Source organism: Castellaniella sp. UC4447_H14 (assembly GCF_052978285.1).
Genome location: NZ_CM129666.1, coordinates 634012 through 655742, shown reverse-complemented (window position 1 = coordinate 655742; position 21731 = coordinate 634012). Strand labels below are relative to the sequence as shown.

At 63.9% G+C, this 21731-nt stretch carries 21 protein-coding genes; 3 read left to right on the top strand and 18 right to left on the bottom strand.

What is annotated here, in order from left to right:
- Positions 1-7: 7 nt before the first annotated feature.
- The 15 genes from rnhB to rpsB all read right to left on the bottom strand — a co-directional run bounded on the left by rnhB (position 8) and on the right by rpsB (position 14672).
- Positions 8-664, bottom strand: coding sequence for a ribonuclease HII (gene rnhB / locus ACVCMJ_RS03230; RefSeq protein WP_447080020.1), 657 nt, complete (start codon positions 662-664; stop codon positions 8-10).
- Positions 657-1874, bottom strand: a complete 1218-nt coding sequence (gene lpxB, locus ACVCMJ_RS03225) for a lipid-A-disaccharide synthase (protein ID WP_447080019.1) — start codon at positions 1872-1874, stop codon at positions 657-659. Before lpxB ends, rnhB begins: the two co-directional genes overlap by 8 nt.
- Positions 1871-2671, bottom strand: a complete 801-nt coding sequence (lpxA, locus tag ACVCMJ_RS03220) for an acyl-ACP--UDP-N-acetylglucosamine O-acyltransferase (RefSeq protein WP_447080018.1) — start codon at positions 2669-2671, stop codon at positions 1871-1873. Before lpxA ends, lpxB begins: the two co-directional genes overlap by 4 nt.
- Entirely contained in the window at positions 2668-3120 is a 453-nt protein-coding gene (fabZ, locus tag ACVCMJ_RS03215; RefSeq protein WP_291768721.1) for a 3-hydroxyacyl-ACP dehydratase FabZ, read from the bottom strand. Before fabZ ends, lpxA begins: the two co-directional genes overlap by 4 nt.
- Entirely contained in the window at positions 3120-4262 is a 1143-nt protein-coding gene (gene lpxD / locus ACVCMJ_RS03210) for a UDP-3-O-(3-hydroxymyristoyl)glucosamine N-acyltransferase (RefSeq protein ID WP_447080017.1), read from the bottom strand. The genes fabZ and lpxD overlap by 1 nt, the downstream gene beginning before the upstream one ends.
- Before the next feature lie 6 nt (positions 4263-4268).
- A complete protein-coding gene (locus tag ACVCMJ_RS03205) occupies positions 4269-4790 on the bottom strand; it encodes an OmpH family outer membrane protein (RefSeq protein ID WP_447080016.1) in 522 nt (173 codons plus the stop codon).
- A gap of 99 nt (positions 4791-4889) precedes the next feature.
- A complete protein-coding gene (bamA, locus tag ACVCMJ_RS03200) occupies positions 4890-7259 on the bottom strand; it encodes an outer membrane protein assembly factor BamA (protein ID WP_447080015.1) in 2370 nt (789 codons plus the stop codon).
- A gap of 69 nt (positions 7260-7328) precedes the next feature.
- Entirely contained in the window at positions 7329-8669 is a 1341-nt protein-coding gene (gene rseP / locus ACVCMJ_RS03195) for an RIP metalloprotease RseP (protein WP_447080014.1), read from the bottom strand.
- A 12-nt stretch (positions 8670-8681) separates the two neighbouring features.
- Positions 8682-9890, bottom strand: a complete 1209-nt coding sequence (gene ispC, locus ACVCMJ_RS03190; RefSeq protein WP_447080013.1) for a 1-deoxy-D-xylulose-5-phosphate reductoisomerase — start codon at positions 9888-9890, stop codon at positions 8682-8684.
- Between the two features lie 9 nt (positions 9891-9899).
- A complete protein-coding gene (locus ACVCMJ_RS03185) occupies positions 9900-10736 on the bottom strand; it encodes a phosphatidate cytidylyltransferase (protein ID WP_447080012.1) in 837 nt (278 codons plus the stop codon).
- Between the two features lie 30 nt (positions 10737-10766).
- Positions 10767-11528: a polyprenyl diphosphate synthase gene (uppS, locus tag ACVCMJ_RS03180; protein WP_447080011.1), complete on the bottom strand. Its 762-nt coding sequence runs from the start codon at positions 11526-11528 to the stop codon at positions 10767-10769.
- A 23-nt stretch (positions 11529-11551) separates the two neighbouring features.
- Positions 11552-12112: a ribosome recycling factor gene (frr, locus tag ACVCMJ_RS03175; RefSeq protein WP_447080010.1), complete on the bottom strand. Its 561-nt coding sequence runs from the start codon at positions 12110-12112 to the stop codon at positions 11552-11554.
- A gap of 8 nt (positions 12113-12120) precedes the next feature.
- Entirely contained in the window at positions 12121-12837 is a 717-nt protein-coding gene (pyrH, locus tag ACVCMJ_RS03170; RefSeq protein ID WP_447080009.1) for a UMP kinase, read from the bottom strand.
- Positions 12838-12943: 106 nt separating this feature from the next.
- A complete protein-coding gene (gene tsf / locus ACVCMJ_RS03165) occupies positions 12944-13819 on the bottom strand; it encodes a translation elongation factor Ts (RefSeq protein WP_447080008.1) in 876 nt (291 codons plus the stop codon).
- Between the two features lie 100 nt (positions 13820-13919).
- Positions 13920-14672 (bottom strand): 30S ribosomal protein S2, encoded by a 753-nt coding sequence (rpsB, locus tag ACVCMJ_RS03160; RefSeq protein ID WP_447080007.1) that lies wholly within the window; start codon positions 14670-14672, stop codon positions 13920-13922.
- A 165-nt stretch (positions 14673-14837) separates the two neighbouring features.
- Between rpsB and map the strand changes: the two genes are divergently transcribed.
- The 3 genes from map to ACVCMJ_RS03145 are packed head-to-tail and all read left to right on the top strand — an operon-like array spanning position 14838 to position 18765.
- Positions 14838-15656, top strand: coding sequence for a type I methionyl aminopeptidase (gene map, locus ACVCMJ_RS03155; protein WP_447080006.1), 819 nt, complete (start codon positions 14838-14840; stop codon positions 15654-15656).
- The gene (locus tag ACVCMJ_RS03150) at positions 15653-18265 is read left to right on the top strand and encodes a [protein-PII] uridylyltransferase (RefSeq protein ID WP_447080005.1); all 2613 of its coding nucleotides are present in this window, start codon (positions 15653-15655) and stop codon (positions 18263-18265) included. The genes map and ACVCMJ_RS03150 overlap by 4 nt, the downstream gene beginning before the upstream one ends.
- An 8-nt stretch (positions 18266-18273) precedes the next feature.
- Positions 18274-18765 (top strand): disulfide bond formation protein B, encoded by a 492-nt coding sequence (locus ACVCMJ_RS03145; RefSeq protein ID WP_447080004.1) that lies wholly within the window; start codon positions 18274-18276, stop codon positions 18763-18765.
- A 67-nt stretch (positions 18766-18832) separates the two neighbouring features.
- On the opposite strand, the gene purF is transcribed toward ACVCMJ_RS03145, so the two are convergent.
- From purF to ACVCMJ_RS03130, 3 genes are read right to left on the bottom strand one after another with little or no spacing between them, the layout of a single operon-like run.
- Complete coding sequence (gene purF, locus ACVCMJ_RS03140; RefSeq protein WP_447080003.1) at positions 18833-20335, bottom strand: amidophosphoribosyltransferase; 1503 nt, start codon at positions 20333-20335, stop codon at positions 18833-18835.
- A 23-nt stretch (positions 20336-20358) separates the two neighbouring features.
- Entirely contained in the window at positions 20359-20847 is a 489-nt protein-coding gene (locus tag ACVCMJ_RS03135; protein ID WP_447080002.1) for a CvpA family protein, read from the bottom strand.
- A 25-nt stretch (positions 20848-20872) separates the two neighbouring features.
- Complete coding sequence (locus ACVCMJ_RS03130; RefSeq protein ID WP_447080001.1) at positions 20873-21730, bottom strand: SPOR domain-containing protein; 858 nt, start codon at positions 21728-21730, stop codon at positions 20873-20875.
- Between the last annotated feature and the right edge of the window lies 1 nt (position 21731).

The following is a 21731-nucleotide window of genomic DNA, read 5'->3' as shown; positions in this document are numbered from 1 at the left end:
GGGATGTTCACATAGATTCCCGAGTCGAATGGACCTCATACCAGGTCCGCACCGGGGCAAAGTTGCGGCGGTGCGCCAGGCATGGCCCGAACGCTTCCAGACGGGCCAGGTGAAGTGCCGTTCCATAGCCCTTGTGCTGATCAAACGCATAGTGCGGATAACGGGCGTGCAGTTCCAGACAGTAGGCATCCCGCGATGTCTTGGCCAGGATGGAAGCGGCTGAAATGGCGGGCTCCCGCGCATCTCCGCCGACAATGGCCCTGGCCGGGGCTGACAGCCGCCGTGGCAGGCGGTTGCCATCGACCAGAATCATCCGGGGTGTCCGCTGCAACGATCGACAAGCCCGTTCCATGGCAAGGAAGGTGGCCTGCAAGATGTTCATGCGATCGATCTCTTCGACGGTGGCGCTGGCCACCGCCCAGCCCAGCGCATACTCCCGGATCTGCAGGGCGAGTTCTTCGCGGCGGGATGGGCTGAGCTTCTTCGAATCATCCAGCCCGGCGATCGGATGCCCGGGGTCCAGAATGACTGCGGCCGCAAAGACAGGACCCGCCAGCGGCCCGCGGCCAGCCTCGTCCACACCGGCCAGCCACGCTTCGGCCGGGCGGGCCGACAAGAACAGGTCCGGCTGCTCAAAAGAGGTATCCAATGTGATCTTAGACACCCGACACCTCCCGAATGGCCTGCGCGGCGAGCCGGGGAGTGTCGCGGCTCAACAGCGCGTGCAGCGCCGCGAAGCGGCCGGATACCCGGGACGCCAGTTCGGCGTCCGTGAGGGCCCTCCAGGTATGCTCAGCCAACGCCTCGGGCGTGGCGGCTTCCTGCAAGAGCTCCGGTACCACGAAATCGCGCGCCAGGATATTGGGGAGGCCAACCCACGGAAGGCTGGGTGCGCTTTGCCCCGACCGCCACGCCATGAGCCGCCGCATCCAGGGTGTGATGGCATACGAAATGACCATGGGTCGTTTGAACAACGCAGCCTCCAGCGTCGCCGTCCCGCTGGCGACCAGCACCGCATCGGCCGCTTCCATCGCATGCCAGGCGATGGGCCACCGTGCATTGTCCATGCCGTCGGCACGCCCCGCCACCGCCGCTGGAGGGTTCACAGGCAGATCCTGGAGGACCCTGCAGTTCGCCAGCGGCTGCTGCGAGAGAATCGCCTCGAACTGCCGCCGCCGCTGCTCATTGACGACCGGAACGATTACCTGGAGCGTGGGATCCTGTTCGATCAGGAGTCGTACCGCCTGGAGAAAGCGGGGCGCCAGCAAACGGACTTCGGATTCGCGGCTGCCGGGCAGCAAAGCGAGCACGCGCCGTCCCAGTTCCAGTCCAAGCGCAGCCCGGGCCGCATTCCGATCAGGCACTGCGGGAATCAGCTCAGCCAGCGGGTGCCCCACGTAAGTGACCGGTACGCCCTGCTCTCGATACAGATCTTCCTCAAAGGGGAACAATACCAGCATGTGTGACACCGCCCGGCGGATCTGATGAATGCGCGCAAAGCGCCAGGCCCAGATCGACGGACTGACGAAATGCACCGTCGGGATGCCGGATGCGCGCAACCGCTCCTCCAGCCGCAGGTTGAAATCTGGAGCATCCACGCCGACGAAGACGTCGGGCCGCTCCGCAAGCACGCGCCGGCGGGTATCCCGCCAGATCCGGATCAGGCCGGGAGCCCGACGCAGGGCATCCGCATATCCGAATACCGCCAGGGCGTCCATGGGGTGCCAGGCCTGAAAGCCCGTGCGAGCCATGGCCGGCCCCCCGACGCCCACGGTACGGACATCGGAATCATGTGCCTTCAGCCCCTGAATCATGCGGGCCGCCAGCAGATCTCCAGATGGCTCGCCCGCCACGATGGCGGCGCGCAACGTCATGGGCGGGCGATGCCGCGGCTGGCGCCACGCAGAAATTCGACCAGTGTCTGCACGGCTTGATGCTCGGCAGGGTGCTCCCGCTGCAGCCCGATCAACGCTTCGATGGCCTGGTCGATCTGGAGCTTGCGCCGGTAAACGATTTTGTAGGCCTCCCGGAGGACCTGCACATCCTGTTCGGTAAAGCCCCGCCGGGAGAGCCCTTCCGAATTGATGCCGATGGGCCGGAACGAATCGCCCGCACCGATCATGTATGGCGGCACGTCCTGACGCACCGAGCTGGTGCCTCCGATCATCACGTGCGCACCGATATGCACGAACTGGTGCACCGCCGTCAGGCCCCCCAGAATGGCCCAGTCGCCAATCTGCGTATGGCCTCCCATCTGGACGCTGTTGGCGATCACGACATGGCTGCCCACCTGGCAGTCGTGCGCGACGTGGACATACGCCATGATCCAGTTATCGTCGCCGATCCGCGTCGTGCCGACATCCTGGACCGTTCCGGTATTGACGGTGACAAATTCCCGGAATGTATTGCCCTGGCCGATGGTGAGCGCCGTGGGTTCCCCGGCGTATTTCTTGTCCTGGGGAATGCCGCCTATGGAACAGTATCCGTAGAAATGATTGTCCGGGCCAACGGTCGTATGACCGTCGATCACGCAATGCGGTCCGACGCGGGTGCCGGCTCCCAGGAGAACGTGTTCACCGATGATGCTGTAAGGCCCCACGGTGACGCCGTCTTCCAGTGTGGCCCCTGGCGCGACGATCGCGGTGGAATGGATCTGCGCTACCGCCATCATTCCTCCAGAATGCGGACCGCACACATGATCTTGGCTTCGGCGGCGATCTGGTCACCGACCTTGGCCACCGCCGTGTACTTGCAGATCGACCGGCTCAGCTTGTCGGCAGACACTTCCATGCGGAGTTGATCCCCAGGCACGACCGGACGGCGAAACCGGGCGCCGTCGACGCCAACCAGATAGTAGGCGATCTTGGTGCTGGCCAGATTGGGTGCGCCGGCGTCCGCGAAGGAAAACAGAGCCGCAGCCTGCGCAAGCGCCTCGATGATCAGAACACCCGGCATGACCGGGTGGTGGGCAAAGTGACCCTGAAAGAACGGCTCGTTGTAGGTGACATTCTTGATGGCCACGATGCTCTTGCCGGGGTCCATTTCCAGGACGCGGTCCACGAGCAGCATCGGCTGCCGGTGTGGCAACCGCTCCATGATGTCCTTGATATCGAGTTCCATTATTTGTCCTGCTTGTTGTTCGCCGGCTCATCGGCGGCATCCGAAGGGCCCTGCCGTTCTGTCGCGCGCACGCGCCTGCGAAGCTGCGCCAACTGGCCAATCACCGCTGCATTATGTTGCCAGGCGGAATGCTCGGCCACCGGAAACACCCCGGTATAGCGGCCCGCCTTCAGAATATCGGAAGTGACGGCCGTGCCGCCCGAAATATGCACATCGTCGCCCAGCGTGAGATGGCCGCCGAACATGGCGGCGCCACCGATCACACAGCGCTGACCCATGGTGGTGGAACCCGCAACTCCGACACAGGCCGCCATCGCAGTATGATCGCCGATGCGGCAATTATGGCCGATCATGATCTGATTATCGAGCTTGACACCATTACCTAGAACCGTGTCCTCGACGGCGCCCCTGTCCACGGTGGTATTGGCGCCGATTTCCACGTCATCGCCAATGCACACGCCTCCGAGCTGCGCGATCTTCGCCCAAGCGCCAGGCGTGCGCGGATCAGGCGCGAAGCCGAAGCCATCCGCACCCAGCACCACCCCCGAGTGGAGAATGGCCCGCGCGCCGACCCGGACGCCATGATAAAGCGTGACATGCGCGTGCAGCAGGCTGTCGCGCCCGATCCTGCAATCCGGCCCTATGGTGCAGCCCGCACCGATACGCACTCCCGCTTCCAGGTGCACTCTGGCCTCGATGACGGCCAGAGGGCCTATGGTGACGTTCTCGTCCAGCACGGCATCCGCAGCGACCACCGCGCTGGGATGGACGCCGCCCGGCAGCCCGGACAGTCGGTGCCGGTCGAACCATTGCGCCAGCAGCGCATACATCAGATAGGGCTGCGGGCACAGAACCGCGACCCACGGTACCGACGCAGGATGCCGCTCACGAAACGATTTCCAATCCTGAGGCCGCAGAATCACGGCCGCCGCCTGGCAATCATCCAGCTGAGCGTGCAATTTCGGATTGGACAGGAAGCTGATCTCGCTGGCACCCGCTGCCGACAGCGAGCCGATGCCGGCGATGCGAGGATCGATGCCGCCATCGGGCGCCTGGAGCGTGCACCCCAGGCCGACGGTGTCAGCGGTTTTGAGAAGTTGCGAGAGTGCAGGAGCCCTCTCGGGCGCGAGCAGCACAGGCATCGGCGATCAACTGCCCAGGGCTTTGATGACCTGGTCGGTGATATCGACGCGGGGGCTCACGGTCACTGCGTCCTGGATGATCAGATCGTAGTTCTGCTGCTGCGCGATTTTCTTGATGGCGGCGTCCGCCTTTTCCACGATCGCCGAGAACTCTTCGTTCCGGCGGCGATTGAAGTCTTCCTGGAATTCGCGGCGTTTGCGCTGGAGCTCCGAATCCATGTCCTGAAGCTGGCGCTGACGCTTGATGCGATCGGCCTCGGACAGCACCGGGGCGTCCTTGTCCAGCTTTTGGGCCTGGGCCCGCAGATCGTCGGAGAGCTTCTGCAGATCCTGGTTACGCTTCTTGAATTCGGCCTCGATCTTGGCCTGCGCGGCCTTCGCAGGCTTTGAATCGCGCAGGATGCGCTCGGTGCTGACGAACCCGATCTTGGTGCCTTGTGCATAAGAGGGCGCGACTGGCAGCGCCCCGAGGCCGATCACAGCCGCCACTGCGATGACAAGCGGCCCGCGCACAACGCGACGGGTCATAACCGAAACATTCAAACCTGAGAGAAACATGATGTGGAATCCACCTGGGACGAGCTGCTACAAAAGGGGTTATTGTGCCATCAAACGGCGCGACCGGGTTCAGAAACCGGTACCAATCTGGAACTGGAAGACCTGTTTCTGGTCGCCTTCCTTGGCGTTCAGCGCCTGGCCGAACGACAGTTGCAGCGGTCCCAGCGGGGATTCCCAGGACAGCCCCAGGCCGGCGGAATATTTCCAGCCGCAGGGGTCGACCGATGGCGACGAGGCGTATCCGGCCGGGCAGCCAAACCCGTCGGTCGTGGAAATCTGGCCGGCATCCGTGAAGATGAACCAGCGCAGCGTGCGATCACGCGAGGCGCCCGGGAACGGCAGATAGAGCTGCGCGTTGGCCACCATCCGGCGCGAGCCGCCCAGATTGGTGCCGGTAACCGTGTCCACCGGGCCCAGGGACGCGCCCCGGAAGCCGCGCACTGATCCAATGCCGCCGGCATACATGTTCTTGATGACAGGGAATGGCTTGCCGGCCTCGCCGTACGTCTTTTCCCAATCGACCTGCCCGTTCAAAGCAAACGTGAAGGCGCGCCCAAGGGGCCAGAAAAACTGCTGCTGGCCGCTGAGCTTGTAGTATTTCAGGTCGATCGTGGACACGTCGCTGGACACGCGGGTGTAGCTGCCTTTGTGCGGCGCCAGCGCGCTGTCCCGGGTGTCCTTGGCCCAGCCCAGGCTGAAGATTGCCGAATTCGTCGTGTCGCCGTAAAACTTTTGCACATAATCGACATAGGCCTGAGGGGCCTGGAAAGGCCCCGAGAGGTTGATGTCGTTGATGGAATTGTGCTCAAACGTGACGCCGGCAAAAACGCGGTCGGTCTCGGAGATCGGAACGCCGAAGTTCAGGCCTGCGCCCAGCGACTCCACCGAATACCATCCCAGGGAACCGCTGCCATCCACGTTGTACGGCGTGGTGCGCCGGTAATACAGCGACGTGGTCTTGCTGATGCCGTCCTGGGTCCAGTACGGGTTGGTGTGCGACAGGACCGCCGCCCGGTTCGTGGCGCTGGTGTTGACATTCAACGACAGGGAATTGCCGCTGCCAAAGACATTGTCCTGGCTGATTCCGGCTGACAGCATGAGCTTGTCGGTCGTGCCGTAGCCAATCCCCAGATTGACCATCCCGGTGGGCTTTTCCTTCACACCGACGTTGACGTCCACCTGGTCGGGCGTGCCCGGCACTGGCTCGGTCTTCACGTCGACATCCGTGAAGTAGCCCAGGCGATCGATGCGTTCCTTGGATGTCTTGATGCTCGAGGCGTCATACCAGGCGGCCTCCTGCTGGCGCATCTCCCGGCGCACCACCTCGTCCCGGGTGCGTGTATTGCCGCCCACGTTGATCCGGCGCACATAGACTCGCCGGCCGGGATCCACGTAGAAAGTCAGGCTTGCAACGTGATGGTCCCGATCCAGTACGGGATTGGGGTTCACGTTGGCAAACGCATAACCCAAGGTGCCCAGATAATCAGTGATGGACTTGGCTACCGCGTTGGTCTTCTCGGCCGAGAACGTCTGGCCTTCCTTGACGGTCACGAGCGGCTTGAGCTTGTCGTCCAGCCCCAGCAGGTCGCCCGCAAGATCGACCTTCCCCAGCTTGTAGGGTTGGCCCTCGTGCACCGTCATGGTGATGTAGATGGACTTGCGATCCGGCGAAATCGTGACCTGGGGCGACTCCATGGAAAACTCCAAGTAGCCGCGGTCCAGGTAGTAGGAACGGATGCGTTCCACATCGCCTTCGAGTTTCTCCCGGGAATACTTGTTGGTGCCGGTGTACCAGGTCATGACGCCACCGGTCGTCAGTTCCATCTGGTCTTCCAGCGTCCCGGACGAGAACGCCTTGTTGCCGATGAACTCGATCCTGGAGATCGTCGCCACGCCACCTTCGAAGATGTCGAAGCTCACGCCCACGCGGTTGCGCGGCAGCGGCGTGATGACGGGATTGATCTGTACCCCGTACTTGCCCTTGGACAGATACTGCTGCTTGATCTCGAAGACCGCTCGGTCCAGCATGGCCTGGTCAAAGACGCGCCCCTGCCCGAAGCCTACCTGGGACAACGATTTCGACAGCGCTTTCACGTCGAATTCGCGCATGCCGTTGAAATTGATCGACGCGATGGTGGGCCGTTCCTGGACCGATACCACCAGCACATCGCCGCGCGCGTCGATCTTGACGTCGTTGAAGAACCCGGTTCCGTAAAGTTTCTGGATGGCGGTGGAGGCCTGTTCTTCTGTAAACGTCTGGCCGATCTTGACGGGCAGATAGGTGAAGATAGTCCCTGGATCGACACGCTCCAGTCCCTGAACCTGAATGTCATGCACCACGAAAGGCGTAAAGGCCGCTGCCACGGCCGGTGCCAGCAAGGTTGCCAGCATCAGCGAAATGGCACGCTTGGACAAACGAAACTTCCGGGGAGACGACATCCTGGCAATCCTTTTCAAGCCGCGAGGGGATAAGGCATCAACGATGCGCGATTGTAAGTCACAACGTCGTCAACTGAAAAGCCGCTCAAAATCGTTGAATAGCGCCAGAACCATCAGTCCCATCACCGTCGCGAGCCCCAGGCGGAAGCCCACGTCCCGGATGCGCTCCGGAACGGGCCGCCCCCCGCGCAACGCCTCCGCCACATAGAACAACAGGTGGCCCCCATCCAGCATGGGAATGGGCAGCAGATTCAGCACACCGATGCTGATACTGATGAGGGCCAGGAAATCCAGATAAGCCTCCAGGCCGATACGAGCCGTTCGTCCCGCATATTCCGCGATGGTCACCGGCCCGCTGATGGTCCGCCAGGAAGCCTCGCCGACCAGCATGCGCCCCAGCATGCGCAGCGTGAACACACTCATGTCCGCGGTTCGCCCGATCCCCGTGACAAGGCTGTCCACCAGCCCCTGCCTCACCAGTACCCGCTGCTGCCGTCCCCGGACCAGAGCGCCAATTCGCCCGACTGACGTGCGCGCGGCATCCGCCTCCGGCCGGGGGGTGACCACCAGAGAGATCTCGGCGCCCTGGCGCGAGACGACCAGGGTCAGAGGCCGGCCAGCATGATCCTGGATGATCGACACGAATTGCTGGATCGACGGGTGCTCGACGGCAGCAATGGAACGAACCTCGTCCCCCGGCCGCAACCCGGCTTGCTCGGCTGCCCCACCGGGCGTGAGCGTCCCGATGACCGGAACCGGAGGGGCAAGGCCCAGTCCGGCGGCGGACAACGGATCTGTCTGGCTCGAGGAACTCGTCTCAGGCGCAGGAATTTGCAAGGTGACGCTCCGGAGGCCACCGCTCGGTGCTTGCACTCCGAGCGAAACCGTGCCCCCCACGGTCGCCGGCTGCATGAGATGCCAGCGAGCCTGTGTCCACGACGCGACGGGCTGGCCATCCACGGATTTCAGGATCTCGCCCGCAGACAATCCGGCCACTGCGGCAGGCGTGTGCGCCGCCGGTGCCGCCAGCACCGCCACTGGTTGCTGGGTGCCCCACACTCCCAGAAAGGCATAGAGGATCGCGGCCAGCACGAGGTTGGCGAACGGCCCGGCGAGCACGATGGCCACCCGGCGCACGAGCGGTTGTTGATTGAAGGCCTGGCGGCGTGTTGCCGCGTCAGCACCGGCGGGTGCATCGTCCAGCATCTTCACGTACCCACCCAACGGTATGGCGGACAACGCCCATTCCGTGCCATGCCGATCGACATGGCGCAGCAGCACCGGACCGAATCCCACTGAAAAACGCACGATGGGCACGCCGCACAGGCGCGCAACGGAATAATGCCCCCATTCGTGAAAGGTCACGAGCAGGCCCAACGCGACGGCAAACGCAAGCAGGGTCAGCAGCATGGGCGAAGCATGTCAAACAGGAAATTGGCAGAAACCAGCCGCCAGGCGGCGGGCTTCCGCATCGATCGCCAGCACATCGTCCAGCGATCCTGGCGACGTTGCTTTCCGCCGGACGGAATCGTTCAGGCAACGCTCGATGATACGGGCAATCTGGGTGTAACGCAGCCGGCCCTTCAGGAATCCGTCGACCGCGACTTCATTGGCCGCGTTCAGGGTGATGCAAGCGGCTTGTCCCTGGCCCAGCGCATCCAGGGACAGCCGGAGGCAGGGAAACCGCAACAGGTCCGGCGCCTCGAAGTCCAGGTGCCCCAGCCGGGTGAGCTCCAGCAGCCCTACCCCGCTGGCAATGCGGTCCGGAAAACCCAGTCCGTACGCAATGGGCGTGCGCATGTCCGGCTGTCCCAACTGGGCCAGCACCGATCCGTCATCGTATTCGACCATGGAATGCACCACGCTCTGGGGATGCACGACCACCTGAATCCGATCCATGGGCATGGAAAACAGCCAGTGTGCCTCGATGACTTCCAGGCCCTTGTTCAGCATGGTGGCCGAATCCACGGATATCTTCCGGCCCATTCGCCAGTTGGGATGGGCGCAGGCCTGGTCCGGCGTCACGGAATCAAGCTGATCCAGCGCGGTACGTCGAAACGGGCCGCCGGAAGCCGTCAGGAGCAGACGCCGGACGCCGGGCGCCGGATGGTCGGGCGCCAATGCACGGTCGGCGGTCTGGGGCAGGCACTGGAAGATCGCGTTGTGCTCACTGTCGATCGGCAAAAGCTGCGCTCCGCAGTCTCGCACCGCGCGCATGAACAGGCCCCCTGCCGCCACCAATGCCTCCTTGTTGGCGAGCAGCACCCGTTTGCCGGCACGGGCGGCAGCCAGTGCCCCCGGAAGGCCGGCGGCGCCCACGATGGCCGCCATCACGGCAGTGACTTCCGGGTCCGCCGCCGTGTCTGCCAGGGCCTGTGCCCCCTGCCGGATTTCCGGCAGCGGCCGGCCCGCCGGCCAGGCGGCGACGAACCGGCCGCGGGCGGCGTCGTCCGGGACGATCACGACACGGGCGGAATGCCGCGCAGCCTGCGCAGCCAAGGCCTCGATACGGGTATGGGCGCTCAGCGCATGCACGACGAAACGATCCGGATGTCGTGCCACGACATCCAGGGTGCTGGCACCGATGGACCCCGTCGAACCGAGGATGCAGAGATGATGCAGAACAGCCATGAACAGTGATCAGAGAAGCAAAAGAAGGACAGCGGCCGGTGCGACCGGCAGCACTGCGTCGATCCGATCGTACACCCCGCCATGGCCGGGCAACAGACGGCTGGAGTCTTTCACCCCGGCACGGCGCTTGAGCAGCGACTCGAACAGGTCCCCCACGATGGACCACGCAGCCAGCACAACACCCGACAGAAGCAGCCCGGGCCACCCCAGTCGATTCAGCAGCAGCGCGCCAAAACTGTCGGGCCACCACACGGCCGTGGCCGCCAGCCACAGGACGGCGGCCACGACGCCGCCCACGGCGCCCTCCCGGCTCTTGCCGGGACTGACCTGGGGCGCGAGCTTGTGCCGCCCCAGCGTACGCCCGACCGCGTACGCGGCAATGTCGGCGCACCAGACCAGCGCCCAAAGGCTGATCAATGCACCCGCGCCGTGCGTCAGGAACACCCATGCCAGGGCGTACCAGGTGGCTGCGAGCAGCCATGCCCCGAGCACCGCCAGCGGCAGGGCCCGCCAATACCCCGGCAACCCGGCGCGGACCACGGCCCGGGGCGCGCCCATCACCCAGAAGAGAACCGCCAGTGGCAGAACAACGGCCCTCATCCATGGATACGCCCCAGCCGGGCCCTGCAGCAAACCAGCCGAGGCGGCCAGCATCACGACGGCGGCCGCAACGGCCAGCCAGCCCGCGGATCGCGATTCGCAGGGCACCAGGCGGAGCCATTCCCACCAGGCGCAGGCGCACATGACGGCCAGAAGGGCCAGCATGGGCCACGGGCTGGCCACCGATACCGCTGCGGCGACGATCAGCAACAGCACCAGTGCCGTGAGAATGCGCGTGCGCAGCATGGAGATCCCTGTCAGGTTCCGGTCCGGATTTCAGGTAGGCGAGGCCAATTGCTCGCTGGTGCGGCCAAAGCGCCGTTCGCGGCCACGATACCACGCGAAGGCCTGCTCGACATCGTCCGCCCCGAAATCGGGCCAATAGCGATCGGTGAAGTACAGCTCGGTGTAGGCAAGCTGCCAGATCAGGAAGTTGGAGATGCGCTGCTCGCCGCCGGTGCGGATGAACAGGTCCGGCTCTGGCGCGTAAGCCATCGCCAGCCAGGGATCCAGGGCCTTCTCGTCGATCCGCTCGGGCTCGGCGGCGAGACTGGGGTGCGCGGCGAGCAAGGCGCGCATGGCCTGCAGGATATCCCACCGGCCGCCATAGTTTGCAGCGATGGTCAGGACCAGGGTGGACTGGCCGGCGGTGCGCGCCTCGGCGGATTCGATCAGCCCGCGCAGCTTGGCGTCGAAGGCGCCCAGATCGCCCACCACCCTGAGTCGAACGCCTTGTGCCACCAGGCGATCCACCTCTTTTTCGAGGGTGCGCACGAACAGGCGCATCAGCAGCGAGACTTCCTGAGCCGGGCGGCGCCAGTTCTCGGAGCTGAAGGCAAAGAGGGTGAGGTACTCGACGCCACGTCGGCCGCAGGCCTCGACCACGCGCCGCACGGCCTGAACGCCCCGGACATGTCCTGCAGTCCGCGGCAATCGCCGCTGTGTCGCCCAGCGCCCATTGCCATCCATGATGATGGCCACATGGCGAGGCGTCTGACTGGTCGCCGGAATCGTGAGAGTGGAACTGATCGGACTCATGCCGCCTGTGCCGACTCCGGTCGTCAGACCGTCATGATCTCGGCTTCTTTCTGGGCGACGAGCTTATCGATGTCGGCCACAAAGCGGTCCGTGAGCTTCTGGACTTCGTCCTGGCCGCGACGCTCTTCGTCCTCGGAAATATCCTTTTCCTTCAGAAGCTTCTTCAGCGTTTCGTTGGCCTCTCGGCGAAGATTGCGCACCGCGATCTTGGCGTCCTCGCCTTCCCCGCGCACGACCTTGGTCAGATCGCGGCGGCGCTCTTCCGTGAGGGCCGGCATCGGAACCCGGATATTGTCGCCCATGGCAATGGGATTCAAGCCCAGATCGGACTCGCGAATGGCCCTGTCAACGGCGCTCGCCATGGTTTTTTCCCAGACCTGGACGCTGAGAGTCCGGGCGTCGATCACCGTCACGTTGGCGACCTGGCTCACCGGAACCGGAGAACCGTAGTATTCCACCATGACGTGATCCAGAATCCCCGCATGGGCGCGGCCGGTACGGATCTTGCCCAAGCTGGTCTTCAGGGATTCGATGGTCTTGCCCATGCGCTCGTCGGCCGAGCGGCGAATGTCGGAGAGACTCATACAGGCTCCTATACCTGGACCAGGGTGCCCTCGTCTTCACCGCAGACGACGCGTCGAAGAGCTCCCGGCTTGTTGATTGAAAAGACCTTGATCGGCAGCTTCTGATCGCGGCACAGTGCAAAAGCTGTCGCGTCCATGACTTCCAGGCGACGAATGATGGCTTCGTCGAAACTGATGTGGGAGTAGCGCGTGGCGTTCGGATCCTTGTTGGGATCGGCGCTGTAGATGCCGTCAACCTTGGTCGCCTTCAGGACCACCTCGGCCCCCACCTCGGCGCCGCGCAATGCGGCCGCCGTATCCGTCGTGAAAAACGGATTGCCGGTGCCTGCGGCAAAGATCACGACCTTGCCCTCTTCCAGGTACCGCAAAGCCTTGGGGCGAATATAGCGTTCCACCACTTGATCGATGTTCAAGGCCGACTGCACGCGGGCGTCCACCCCGTGGTTCTTCAGGGCGTCCTGCAGGGCAAGGCCGTTCATTACGGTCGCAAGCATCCCCATGTAGTCCGCCGTCGCCCGATCCATGCCCTGGGCGCCAGGCGCCACGCCCCTGAAGATGTTTCCGCCGCCAATGACGACCGCCAGCTGCACCCCCAGCGACACCACACCATGAATTTCCTCGGTCATGCGAAGAATGGTCGCACGGTTGATGCCAAACGCGTCGGAGCCCATCAGGGCCTCGCCTGACAGTTTCAGGAGGACACGCTTGTAGGCCGGATGAGTCATGCAGAAGATTCCTGGAAGGTGGGGAGCACAGGATGGGGTCCTCCGTGCGTCGGCAGGCACCTGCACCGATCCGGTGCGGATGCCATCGTACCTGAATCGCGAAAGGTCAGGAGCCGCTGGCGGCGGCAGCAACCTCGGCGGCGAAATCTTCGGACTTCTTCTCGATGCCTTCGCCCACGACGTACAAGACAAAGCGATTCACGCGAGCGCCATTCGCCTTGAGCATCTGTTCAACGGACTGCTTGTCGTTCTTGATGAACGGCTGGGACAACAGTGTCACTTCCTTCAGGAATTTCTGCACGGAACCTTCGACCATGCGGGTCACGATGTCGGCCGGCTTGCCGGACTCGGCAGCCTTCTGCTCGGCCACGGAACGTTCCGTGGCGATCAGGGCCGGATCCACACCGCCGGCGTCGAGCGCCTTGGGCTTGGAAGCCACGACATGCATCGCCAGGTCCTTGCCGATTTCTTCGCTGCCGGCGAAGTCCACGAGCGCACCGATGCGCCCGCCATGCACATAGCTGTTCAGGCCGTCGGCCGTCTCGAACCGCTGGAAGCGGCGCACCGACATGTTTTCGCCGATCCTGCCCACCAGAGCAGTCCGGGTGGATTCAACGGTGCCCTCGCCCAGGGTCAGCGCGCTCAAGGCCGCGACATCGGCCGGATTGCGCTCCGTCACGAGCCGGGCGAGCGTGTCGACAAAACCGATGAAGTCCTGGTTCTTGGCCACGAAGTCGGTTTCGCAATTGACTTCGACCAGGGCGCCGGAGCGACGATCAGCCGCAATATACACGCCGACCAGGCCTTCGGCCGTGATGCGACTGGCCGCCTTGGAGGCCTTGCTGCCGAGCTTGACGCGCAGCAGTTCCTCGGCATGCGCCATATCGCCAGCCGCTTCGGTGAGCGCCTTCTTGCACTCCATCATGGGCGCGTCCGTCTTTTCGCGCAGTTCCTTCACCATGGAAGCAGTAATTTGAGCCATCAGATTCTCCTGTTCAATCAATGCGCACACCGGCAAAAGCCGGTGCACGGCGGGCGCCCGCATCGCGGGCACCCGGGTCTGGGCCAAGCCGGAAGCGGATTTACTCCTGCTCCTGGTCCTGCTCGACTTCGATGAATTCCTCGTTCTCGGCCAGTTCTTCAGTCAGGCCATTGAGAGCCTGCTCACGACCGGCCAGGACAGCATCCGCCATGCCACGGGCGTACAGCGCGATGGCCTTGGACGAGTCGTCGTTTCCGGGAATGACATAGTCGATCCCCTCGGGCGAGTGATTGGTATCCACCACCCCTACCACGGGAATGCCCAGCGTACGCGCCTCCGCCACGGCGATCTTGTGATAACCCACATCGATCACGAACAAGGCGTCCGGCAGCGTGGTCATTTCCTTGATGCCGCCGATGGACTTGTTGAACTTGGCCATTTCGCGCTCGAACATCAGCGCTTCTTTCTTGGTCATGTGCTCGGTGGCACCCTCGGCCTGCTGGGCTTCCATGTCCTTCAGGCGCTTGATCGAGGTCTTGACCGTCTTGAAGTTGGTCATCATGCCGCCCAGCCAGCGGCTATCCACGAACGGCATGCCGCAGCGTTGAGCCTCGGCGGCCACCAGTTCACGAGCGGACCGCTTGGTGCCCACGAAAAGCACGGTTCCACGGCGGGCGGCGACCTGGCGCAGATACTGGCTGGCTTCGAGATATTTCTCGACCGTGCGCTCCAGATTGACGATGTGGATCTTGTTGCGCTGACCGAAGATGTACTCGGCCATCTTCGGGTTCCAATACCGGGTCTGGTGGCCAAAATGGACACCGGCCTCTAACATTTCGCGCATGAGTGACATGAAGTTCTCCTGAGGGTTCGGTCTTGTACAGGGCCAGTATCCAGGTCTAACATGGGCGCAAACCCAAACCCCAGACACCCTTTTAGTGGCCAAGCACGCGATTTTCAAAACAAAAGTAAGCCTATAATTCTACTATTCTTTTCATAGACACATCAAGCCTCACCCATGAGCCAAATCGTCACCAATCCTCAGGACCTTGACCGGATGCGTGCCGCCTGCAAGGACGCCGCCAGTATCCTGGACTACCTCACGCCCTTCGTTCAACCAGGCGTCACGACAGGCGAACTGGACCGTCTCTGCATGGAGTACCTGACCGACGAGCTGAATGTCAAATCAGCGACGGTCGGCTACGCCCCTCCGGGCTATCCGCCCTATCCGGCGTCCATCTGCACCTCGGTGAATCACGTGATCTGCCACGGCATCCCAGGCGACAAGGTCCTGAAGAATGGGGACATCCTGAACATGGACGTCACCATCATCAAGGACGGATGGTTCGGCGACACCAGCCGCATGTACTGTGTCGGCGAGCCTTCCATCCTGGCGCGCCGCCTGATCGACACGACCTACGAATGCATGTGGCTGGGCATTGAACAGGTCCGCCCGGGTGCCACTCTGGGCGACGTGGGGCATGCGATCCAGAAGCACGCCGAAAACGCGGGCTTTTCCGTCGTGCGCGAATATTGCGGTCACGGCGTGGGACGCAAGTTCCACGACGACCCGCAAGTCCTGCATTACGGTCGGGCAGGAACCGGCGTGCGTCTGGAGCCCGGCATGATGTTCACCATCGAGCCCATGATCAACGCCGGCCGCCGTGAAATCCGGACACTGGCCGACCAATGGACCGTCGTCACGCGAGACCACAGCCTGTCGGCTCAATGGGAACACAGCATGGTGGTCACCGAGACGGGCTGCGAGGTCCTGACGGTCTCGCCGGGCATGCCCGCTCCTCCCGACTTCGCGACGGCGGCTCTTGCCTCTGTATGAGCGTTCCCCGTCTGGGTAGTGTCGCTGCGCTGCGCGCCCATCTGCAGCAGCGCCGCACCCAGGCCATTCAATCGTACCGGGGGCATCTGCGCCCCGAAGTCCTGCTGGCGTCGTTGTGCCAGGTTGCCGACGAACTGGTACTGGCGCTGCTGCGCCTCTACCCGGCCCCCGAGGGGGCCTGCATCGCCGCAGTGGGCGGATACGGACGCGGGGAACTCTATCCGGGGTCCGACCTGGATATCCTGATTCTCCTGAGCGCTCCCCCGGACGCCGCCAGCCGCGAACGCATCGAACAATTCATCGCCGCGCTCTGGGATGCCGGCCTTGAGCCGGGCCACGGCGTACGTACGCTGGAACAGTGCCGCCATGAGGCTGCCGCCGACATCACCGTACAGACCTCTCTGCTGGAGGCTCGCTGGCTGGCGGGCGACAAGGCACTGTTCGGGCAGTTCCAGGAACAGATGCAGGCGGACCTCAATCCGCGAGAATTTTTTCTGGCCAAGCGCACCGAGATGCAGCAGCGCCATGCACATCACCAGGACACTCCCTACGCGCTGGAACCGAATTGCAAGGAGGCTCCCGGCGGGCTGCGCGATCTGCAGGTCCTGCTTTGGCTGGCACGAGCCTCCGGCCTGGGCAGCGACTGGCCTACCGTGGCCCGGACAGACCTGCTCACCGCGGCGGAATTCCGTTCGCTGCGCCGCGCGGAACTGGCGTTCAAACGTCTGCGTATCGAGCTCCACCTGCTGACGGGTCGCCGCGAGGATCGGCTCCTGTTCGACCTGCAGCCGCGGCTGGCCCGAGTCTACGGCTTCGTCGACCAACCGCATCGTCGGGCCAGCGAATTGCTGATGCAGCGCTATTACTGGGCCGCGCGCGTCGTGTGCCAGATGAACCGCCTGCTGATGCAAAGTCTCGAAGAGCGCCTGTTTCCGCAGCCTGAGGCCGCCACCGTGTCCATCGACGCGGATTTCTGTGCGCATCGCGACCGGCTGGCGCTGGTGCACCCCGATGGATTCGAGCGGACGCCGGCGCTCCTGTTGCGTGTATTCCTTGTCAAGCAGCAACACCCGGAATTGCAGGCCATGGCAGCCGGCACGCTTCGCGCGCTCTGGCATGCCCGGCGCAGGATAGACCGCGCCTTCCGGGACGATCCGGTCAACCGCCGCCTGTTCCTGCAGATCCTTCAACAGCCCCAGGGAGTCGTGCATGCGCTGCGCGACATGACCATGTGGAACATCCTGCCGCGATATCTCCCGGTGTTCAGACGCATCGTCGGGCAAATGCAGCACGATCTCTTCCATGTGTACACGGTGGACCAGCACATCCTGATGGTCATCCGCAACATCCGGCGCTTCACCATGCCGGAACATGCGCAGGAATATCCGCTCGCCAGCCAGTTGATCGCCGGCCTGGACAAACACTGGCTCCTCTACATCGGCGCCCTTTTCCACGACATTGCCAAAGGCCGCGGGGGCGACCATTCCCAATTGGGTGCGCGCGAAGTACGCCGGTTCGGGCAGGCCCACGATCTGCCTCGTGAGGACGTCCTGTTCCTGGAATTCCTGGTACGGGAGCATCTGACCATGTCACAGGTCGCCCAGAAGCGGGACCTGAGCGACCCGAAGGTCATCCATGAATTCGCGACGCGGGTGTCCTCTCAGCGCCGGCTGGCTGCCCTGTATCTGCTGACGGTCGCCGATATCCGGGGAACCAGCCCCAAAGTCTGGAACGCCTGGAAGGGCAAGCTGCTGGAAGATCTGTACCATCTGACGCTGGCGGCACTTGGTGGCGAGCAGCCCGACACCGGCACGATCCTGGCCCTGCGCAAGGAAGCGGCCGCCGCGGAGACGCGGCGAATGGGGCTGCGGGACGAAAGCCGCGAGGCGTTCTGGGCGCAGCTCGACGTAGCCTACTTCCTGCGCCACGATGCCAGCGAAATTGCCTGGCATACGCGAGTGCTGTACCACCGATTCCAGGGACCGGACCCCGTGGTCCGGGCGCGCGTTCTGGCGCAAAGCGAAGCGTTGCAGGTACTGGCCTACGCACCGGACCGTGTCGACCTGTTCATGACCATCTGTGCCTGCTTCGACAATCATGGACTGAGCATTCAGGATGCGCGCATCCACACGACCCGCCAGGGGCGGGCTCTGGACAGCTTCATTGTGCTGCTGCCCGATCACGAAACCGATTACCGCGCCCACGCGACGCTCATTGAACATGAGCTGTTCGCAGCGCTGGCGTCTCCGGGGGCGCCCGCGCAGAGGCGCCCCTATGCCTCTCGCAGCTCGCGGCGCTCGCGGACGTTCCCGATCCTCCCTACGGTCGCTCTCCAGGCTGATGAACAAGGCGGCAACTGGCGCCTGTCGGTCACCACCGCCGACCGGGTCGGTTTGCTGCGCGATCTGGCACAGGTCTTCACTCGCCATGGGATCGACCTGAAAATGGCCAAGATCATGACGCTCGGTGACCGTGTCGAGGACATCTTCATCCTGGAAGGCGAGGTGCTGAGCCACGTCCGGGGTCAATTGCAGTTCGAGCGGCACGTGCTCGACGCACTGGCAACCCCGGCCTCCCAGGTTTCTCCGCCCACTCTTCTCCCTCAGTGACCACACTCATGATGAAAACCACCCGCTCCGACCGCTTGCTTCGTTTCATTGCCTTCCTGTCCCTGGCGGCGGTGTTCATTGCGCTGATCTCGCAACACATCTTCGGCATGGAGCCCTGCGCCTGGTGCGTGCTGCAGCGCCTTATCCTGCTGGTGATTGCGGTGGTTTGCCTGGTCACGGGCGCCGGATGGGGGACGGCTGCAATACGTCGTCTCGGAGCAGTACTGGCGCTGCTGCTGTCGGTCTCCGGCGTCGTGGCGGCGTGGTATCAGTACAGCGTGGCGTCCCACTCCTTTTCATGCGCGCAGACTTTTGCCGACCGCTTCATTTCGGGCATCGGCGCCGACGCAACCATGCCGTGGCTCTTTGGCATCTACGCGAGCTGCATGGACGCCCGCCGGACGCTGCTCGGCATCGAATACAGCCTCTGGGGCCTCATGACGTTCGTGGCCTGCGGCCTGCTGGCCCTGTGGGCCCTGATGCGCGCCAAGCGCCAGTAGCGCCTACAGGGCGCCCAATGGCGCTCTCGGTCCGCGGGCACGGGCCCCGGAGGGGGAAGCCGGTCCCTCAGGCCTCTTCCGCAGGCGCCACCATGGCTCCCGAGCGGGCGGCGAGCCCACGGGTTTGGCCCAGTCGCTCCAGGTAGGCGGCGTCAATGTCCCCTGTCACGTACTGGCCATTGAAGCACGACGATTCGAACGCCGTCAGCGCCGGGTTCAGGTCCTGCAACGAACGCTCCAGATCGCCGAGATCCTGGTACACCAGCCCGTCGGCGCCGATTTCCCGGGCGATCTGTTCGGTATCCCGCCCGGTGGCAATCAGCTCGGTTTGGGTGGGCATGTCTATCCCGTACACATTCGGGTAGCGCACTGCGGGGGCCGCCGAAGCGAAGTAGACCTTGTGCGCACCCGCGGCACGGGCCATTTCCACGATTTCTCGGCTCGTGGTGCCGCGCACGATGGAATCATCGACCAGCAGCACGTTCTTGCCGCGAAATTCTCGTTCGATGGCACTCAGCTTCTGCTGCACGGATTTTTTGCGCACTGCCTGGCCCGGCATGATGAAGGTGCGGCCCACATAGCGGTTCTTGATGAAACCTTCCCGATAGTTCAGGCCCAGGTGGGAAGCCAGTTGCATGGCCGACGGGCGCGACGAATCAGGGATGGGCATCACGACATCCACATCGCCCAGGCGCAGGGACCGGGCCACCCGATCAGCCAGGTATTCGCCCATGTGCAGCCGAGCGTCATAGATGGAAATGCCGTTCATCACCGAATCGGGGCGCGCAAAATAGACATACTCGAAGGTGCAAGGCGTCTGTGCGAGCCCGGGTTCGGCGCAGAATGCCTGGCAGAGTTCGCCGCCCTCGGTGATGACGATGGCTTCCCCGGGCGCCACGTCGCGCACCAGCGAGAAGCCATTCCCCGTCAGCGCCACGGACTCCGAGGCCAGCATCCATTCGGCGCCCGCCTCGGTGTCCCGCCGCCCCAGGCATAGCGGGCGAATGCCGTGCGGATCCCGAAAGCCGATCAGACCAAAGCTGCTGATGTCGGCAATCACCGCGTATGCGCCTTTGGCTCGATGGTGAACCGCCCGAACGGCCTGGAATACCGCCCCGGCATCCAGCGTACCGCCATTGGCGGCCTGCTGCAGCTCGTGCGCAAAGACATTCAGCAGGACTTCGGAGTCCGAGTTCGTATTGATGTGGCGCCGATCATGCTTGAACAGCGACTCCCGAAGCTCTCGCCAATTGGTCAGGTTGCCGTTATGCACGAACGTGATCCCGAACGGCGCGTTCACGTAGAACGGCTGCGCCTCGTCCACGCTGGCGCTCGATCCGGCAGTGGGATAACGCACCTGGCCCAGGCCGCTGTTCCCCCGAAGGGCTCGCATGTTGCGCGTGCGGAACACATCCCTCACCAGGCCGTGGGCCTTGTGCATGCTGAAGAACTGATCATGCGCCGTAGCGATGCCGGCAGCATCCTGTCCTCGGTGCTGCAGCAGCAGGAGGCTGTCATAAATCAGTTGATTGACGGGGCTTCGCCCCATCACGCCGACGACACCACACATAAATGAAAATCCCGCCCAAGGGCTCAATAGGGAAGCAATTCCGCCACCCCTGCGGGCAGCACCGATTTGATATGTTGAAAGCCCTTGACGAAAGCTTCAGCCGTCTTGGCCTGCCGCCACCAGGGCTCCTGGGGAAGCTGGGTGTAACCGGCCATGCCGACCAGCACCATCGCCAGGAGAAGTCCACGCACTGTGCCGAAAACCGCGCCCAGTCCATGGTCGGCCGGCGTGAGGCCGGTCCTGTCCACCAGGGCTCCCAGCGCCATGTTGAGCAGCCCCACCCCCACGAGCGCCACGATGAAGACCGAGCCATACGCCGCCAGCGTCCGCAGCAGACCGTTATCGATCAGGCCGGCCAGCCAGTTCGATACCGTCGGCCCCCACCAGACTGCGGCAACAAAGGCCACGAGGTACGCGATCAGCGACAAGACCTCGCGCAAAAACCCGCGCAACAGTCCGATGAGGGCGGAGATTGCCACGACCGCCAGCATGATGTAATCGAAACTGGTCACTGGATGGATGAAGGCTCAGGAATAATCAGTTGGCGGAAATAAGTCCGTTCTGATAGCCAAGGGCCCGCAGGCGGGCTTGTGCTGCCTGGGCAGCCTCGTGGGACTCGAACGGCCCGACCCTCAGACGATAGACGGTGCGGCCAGCCGACTGGCCCTTTTCCACGTATGCATCCGTCACGCCGGCCTGCCGGAGACTGCCTCGCCGGGATTGTGCGTCCTGCTCGGTGGTGTAGGCAGCCACCTGGAGGAAATAACGGCCCGCGCCCGACGCCGCTTTGGCTGGAGCGGCCGACTTCGCAGGCGCCTTTCCGGCGAGCAGCGCGAGCGCCACCGAGCCATCGTCCGTACGCCCCGCGGGCTTTTTGGCGGGCTTTGGAGTCGGCGCGGGCTCCGCCGCCCGTTCCTCGGTCGCGGGTGTCCTGGGTGCCGGCTTCGCGGCAGCAGGTTCGGAGTCATGCATGGGAGGCTGAGGCGCGGAAGTCTCCGAGACAGCACCAGACGACTGCTGGGAACCGGACGGAGCGACCGGCTGCGGCGGCTGCATCGGTCCTTGGGCGGCCGAAGTGCCCTCCCCCGGCGCCGGTGCCGTGATGGTACCCGAAGATGCCACGGAATCCGTCGGCGACGAGCTACCGGAAGCCGAGGCAGCCACTGGCGGAAGTCCCGCCGGCGTCGCGGGGACGACGACGGGCGCCTTCAGGTCGTCCCTCACCGGTTCCTGAAACAGCCATGGCACGACGATGACAGCCGCCAGCACCAGCGCCAGCGCACCGATGAGGCGACGGCGGGCCTTGGCGCGCAACTCCTTGAGCTGGGCTTCGTTGGTTCCGCGGGTGCGTACTGGCGCACGCTTTTCAGAATCGGCCCCATGGCGAAAAAACATC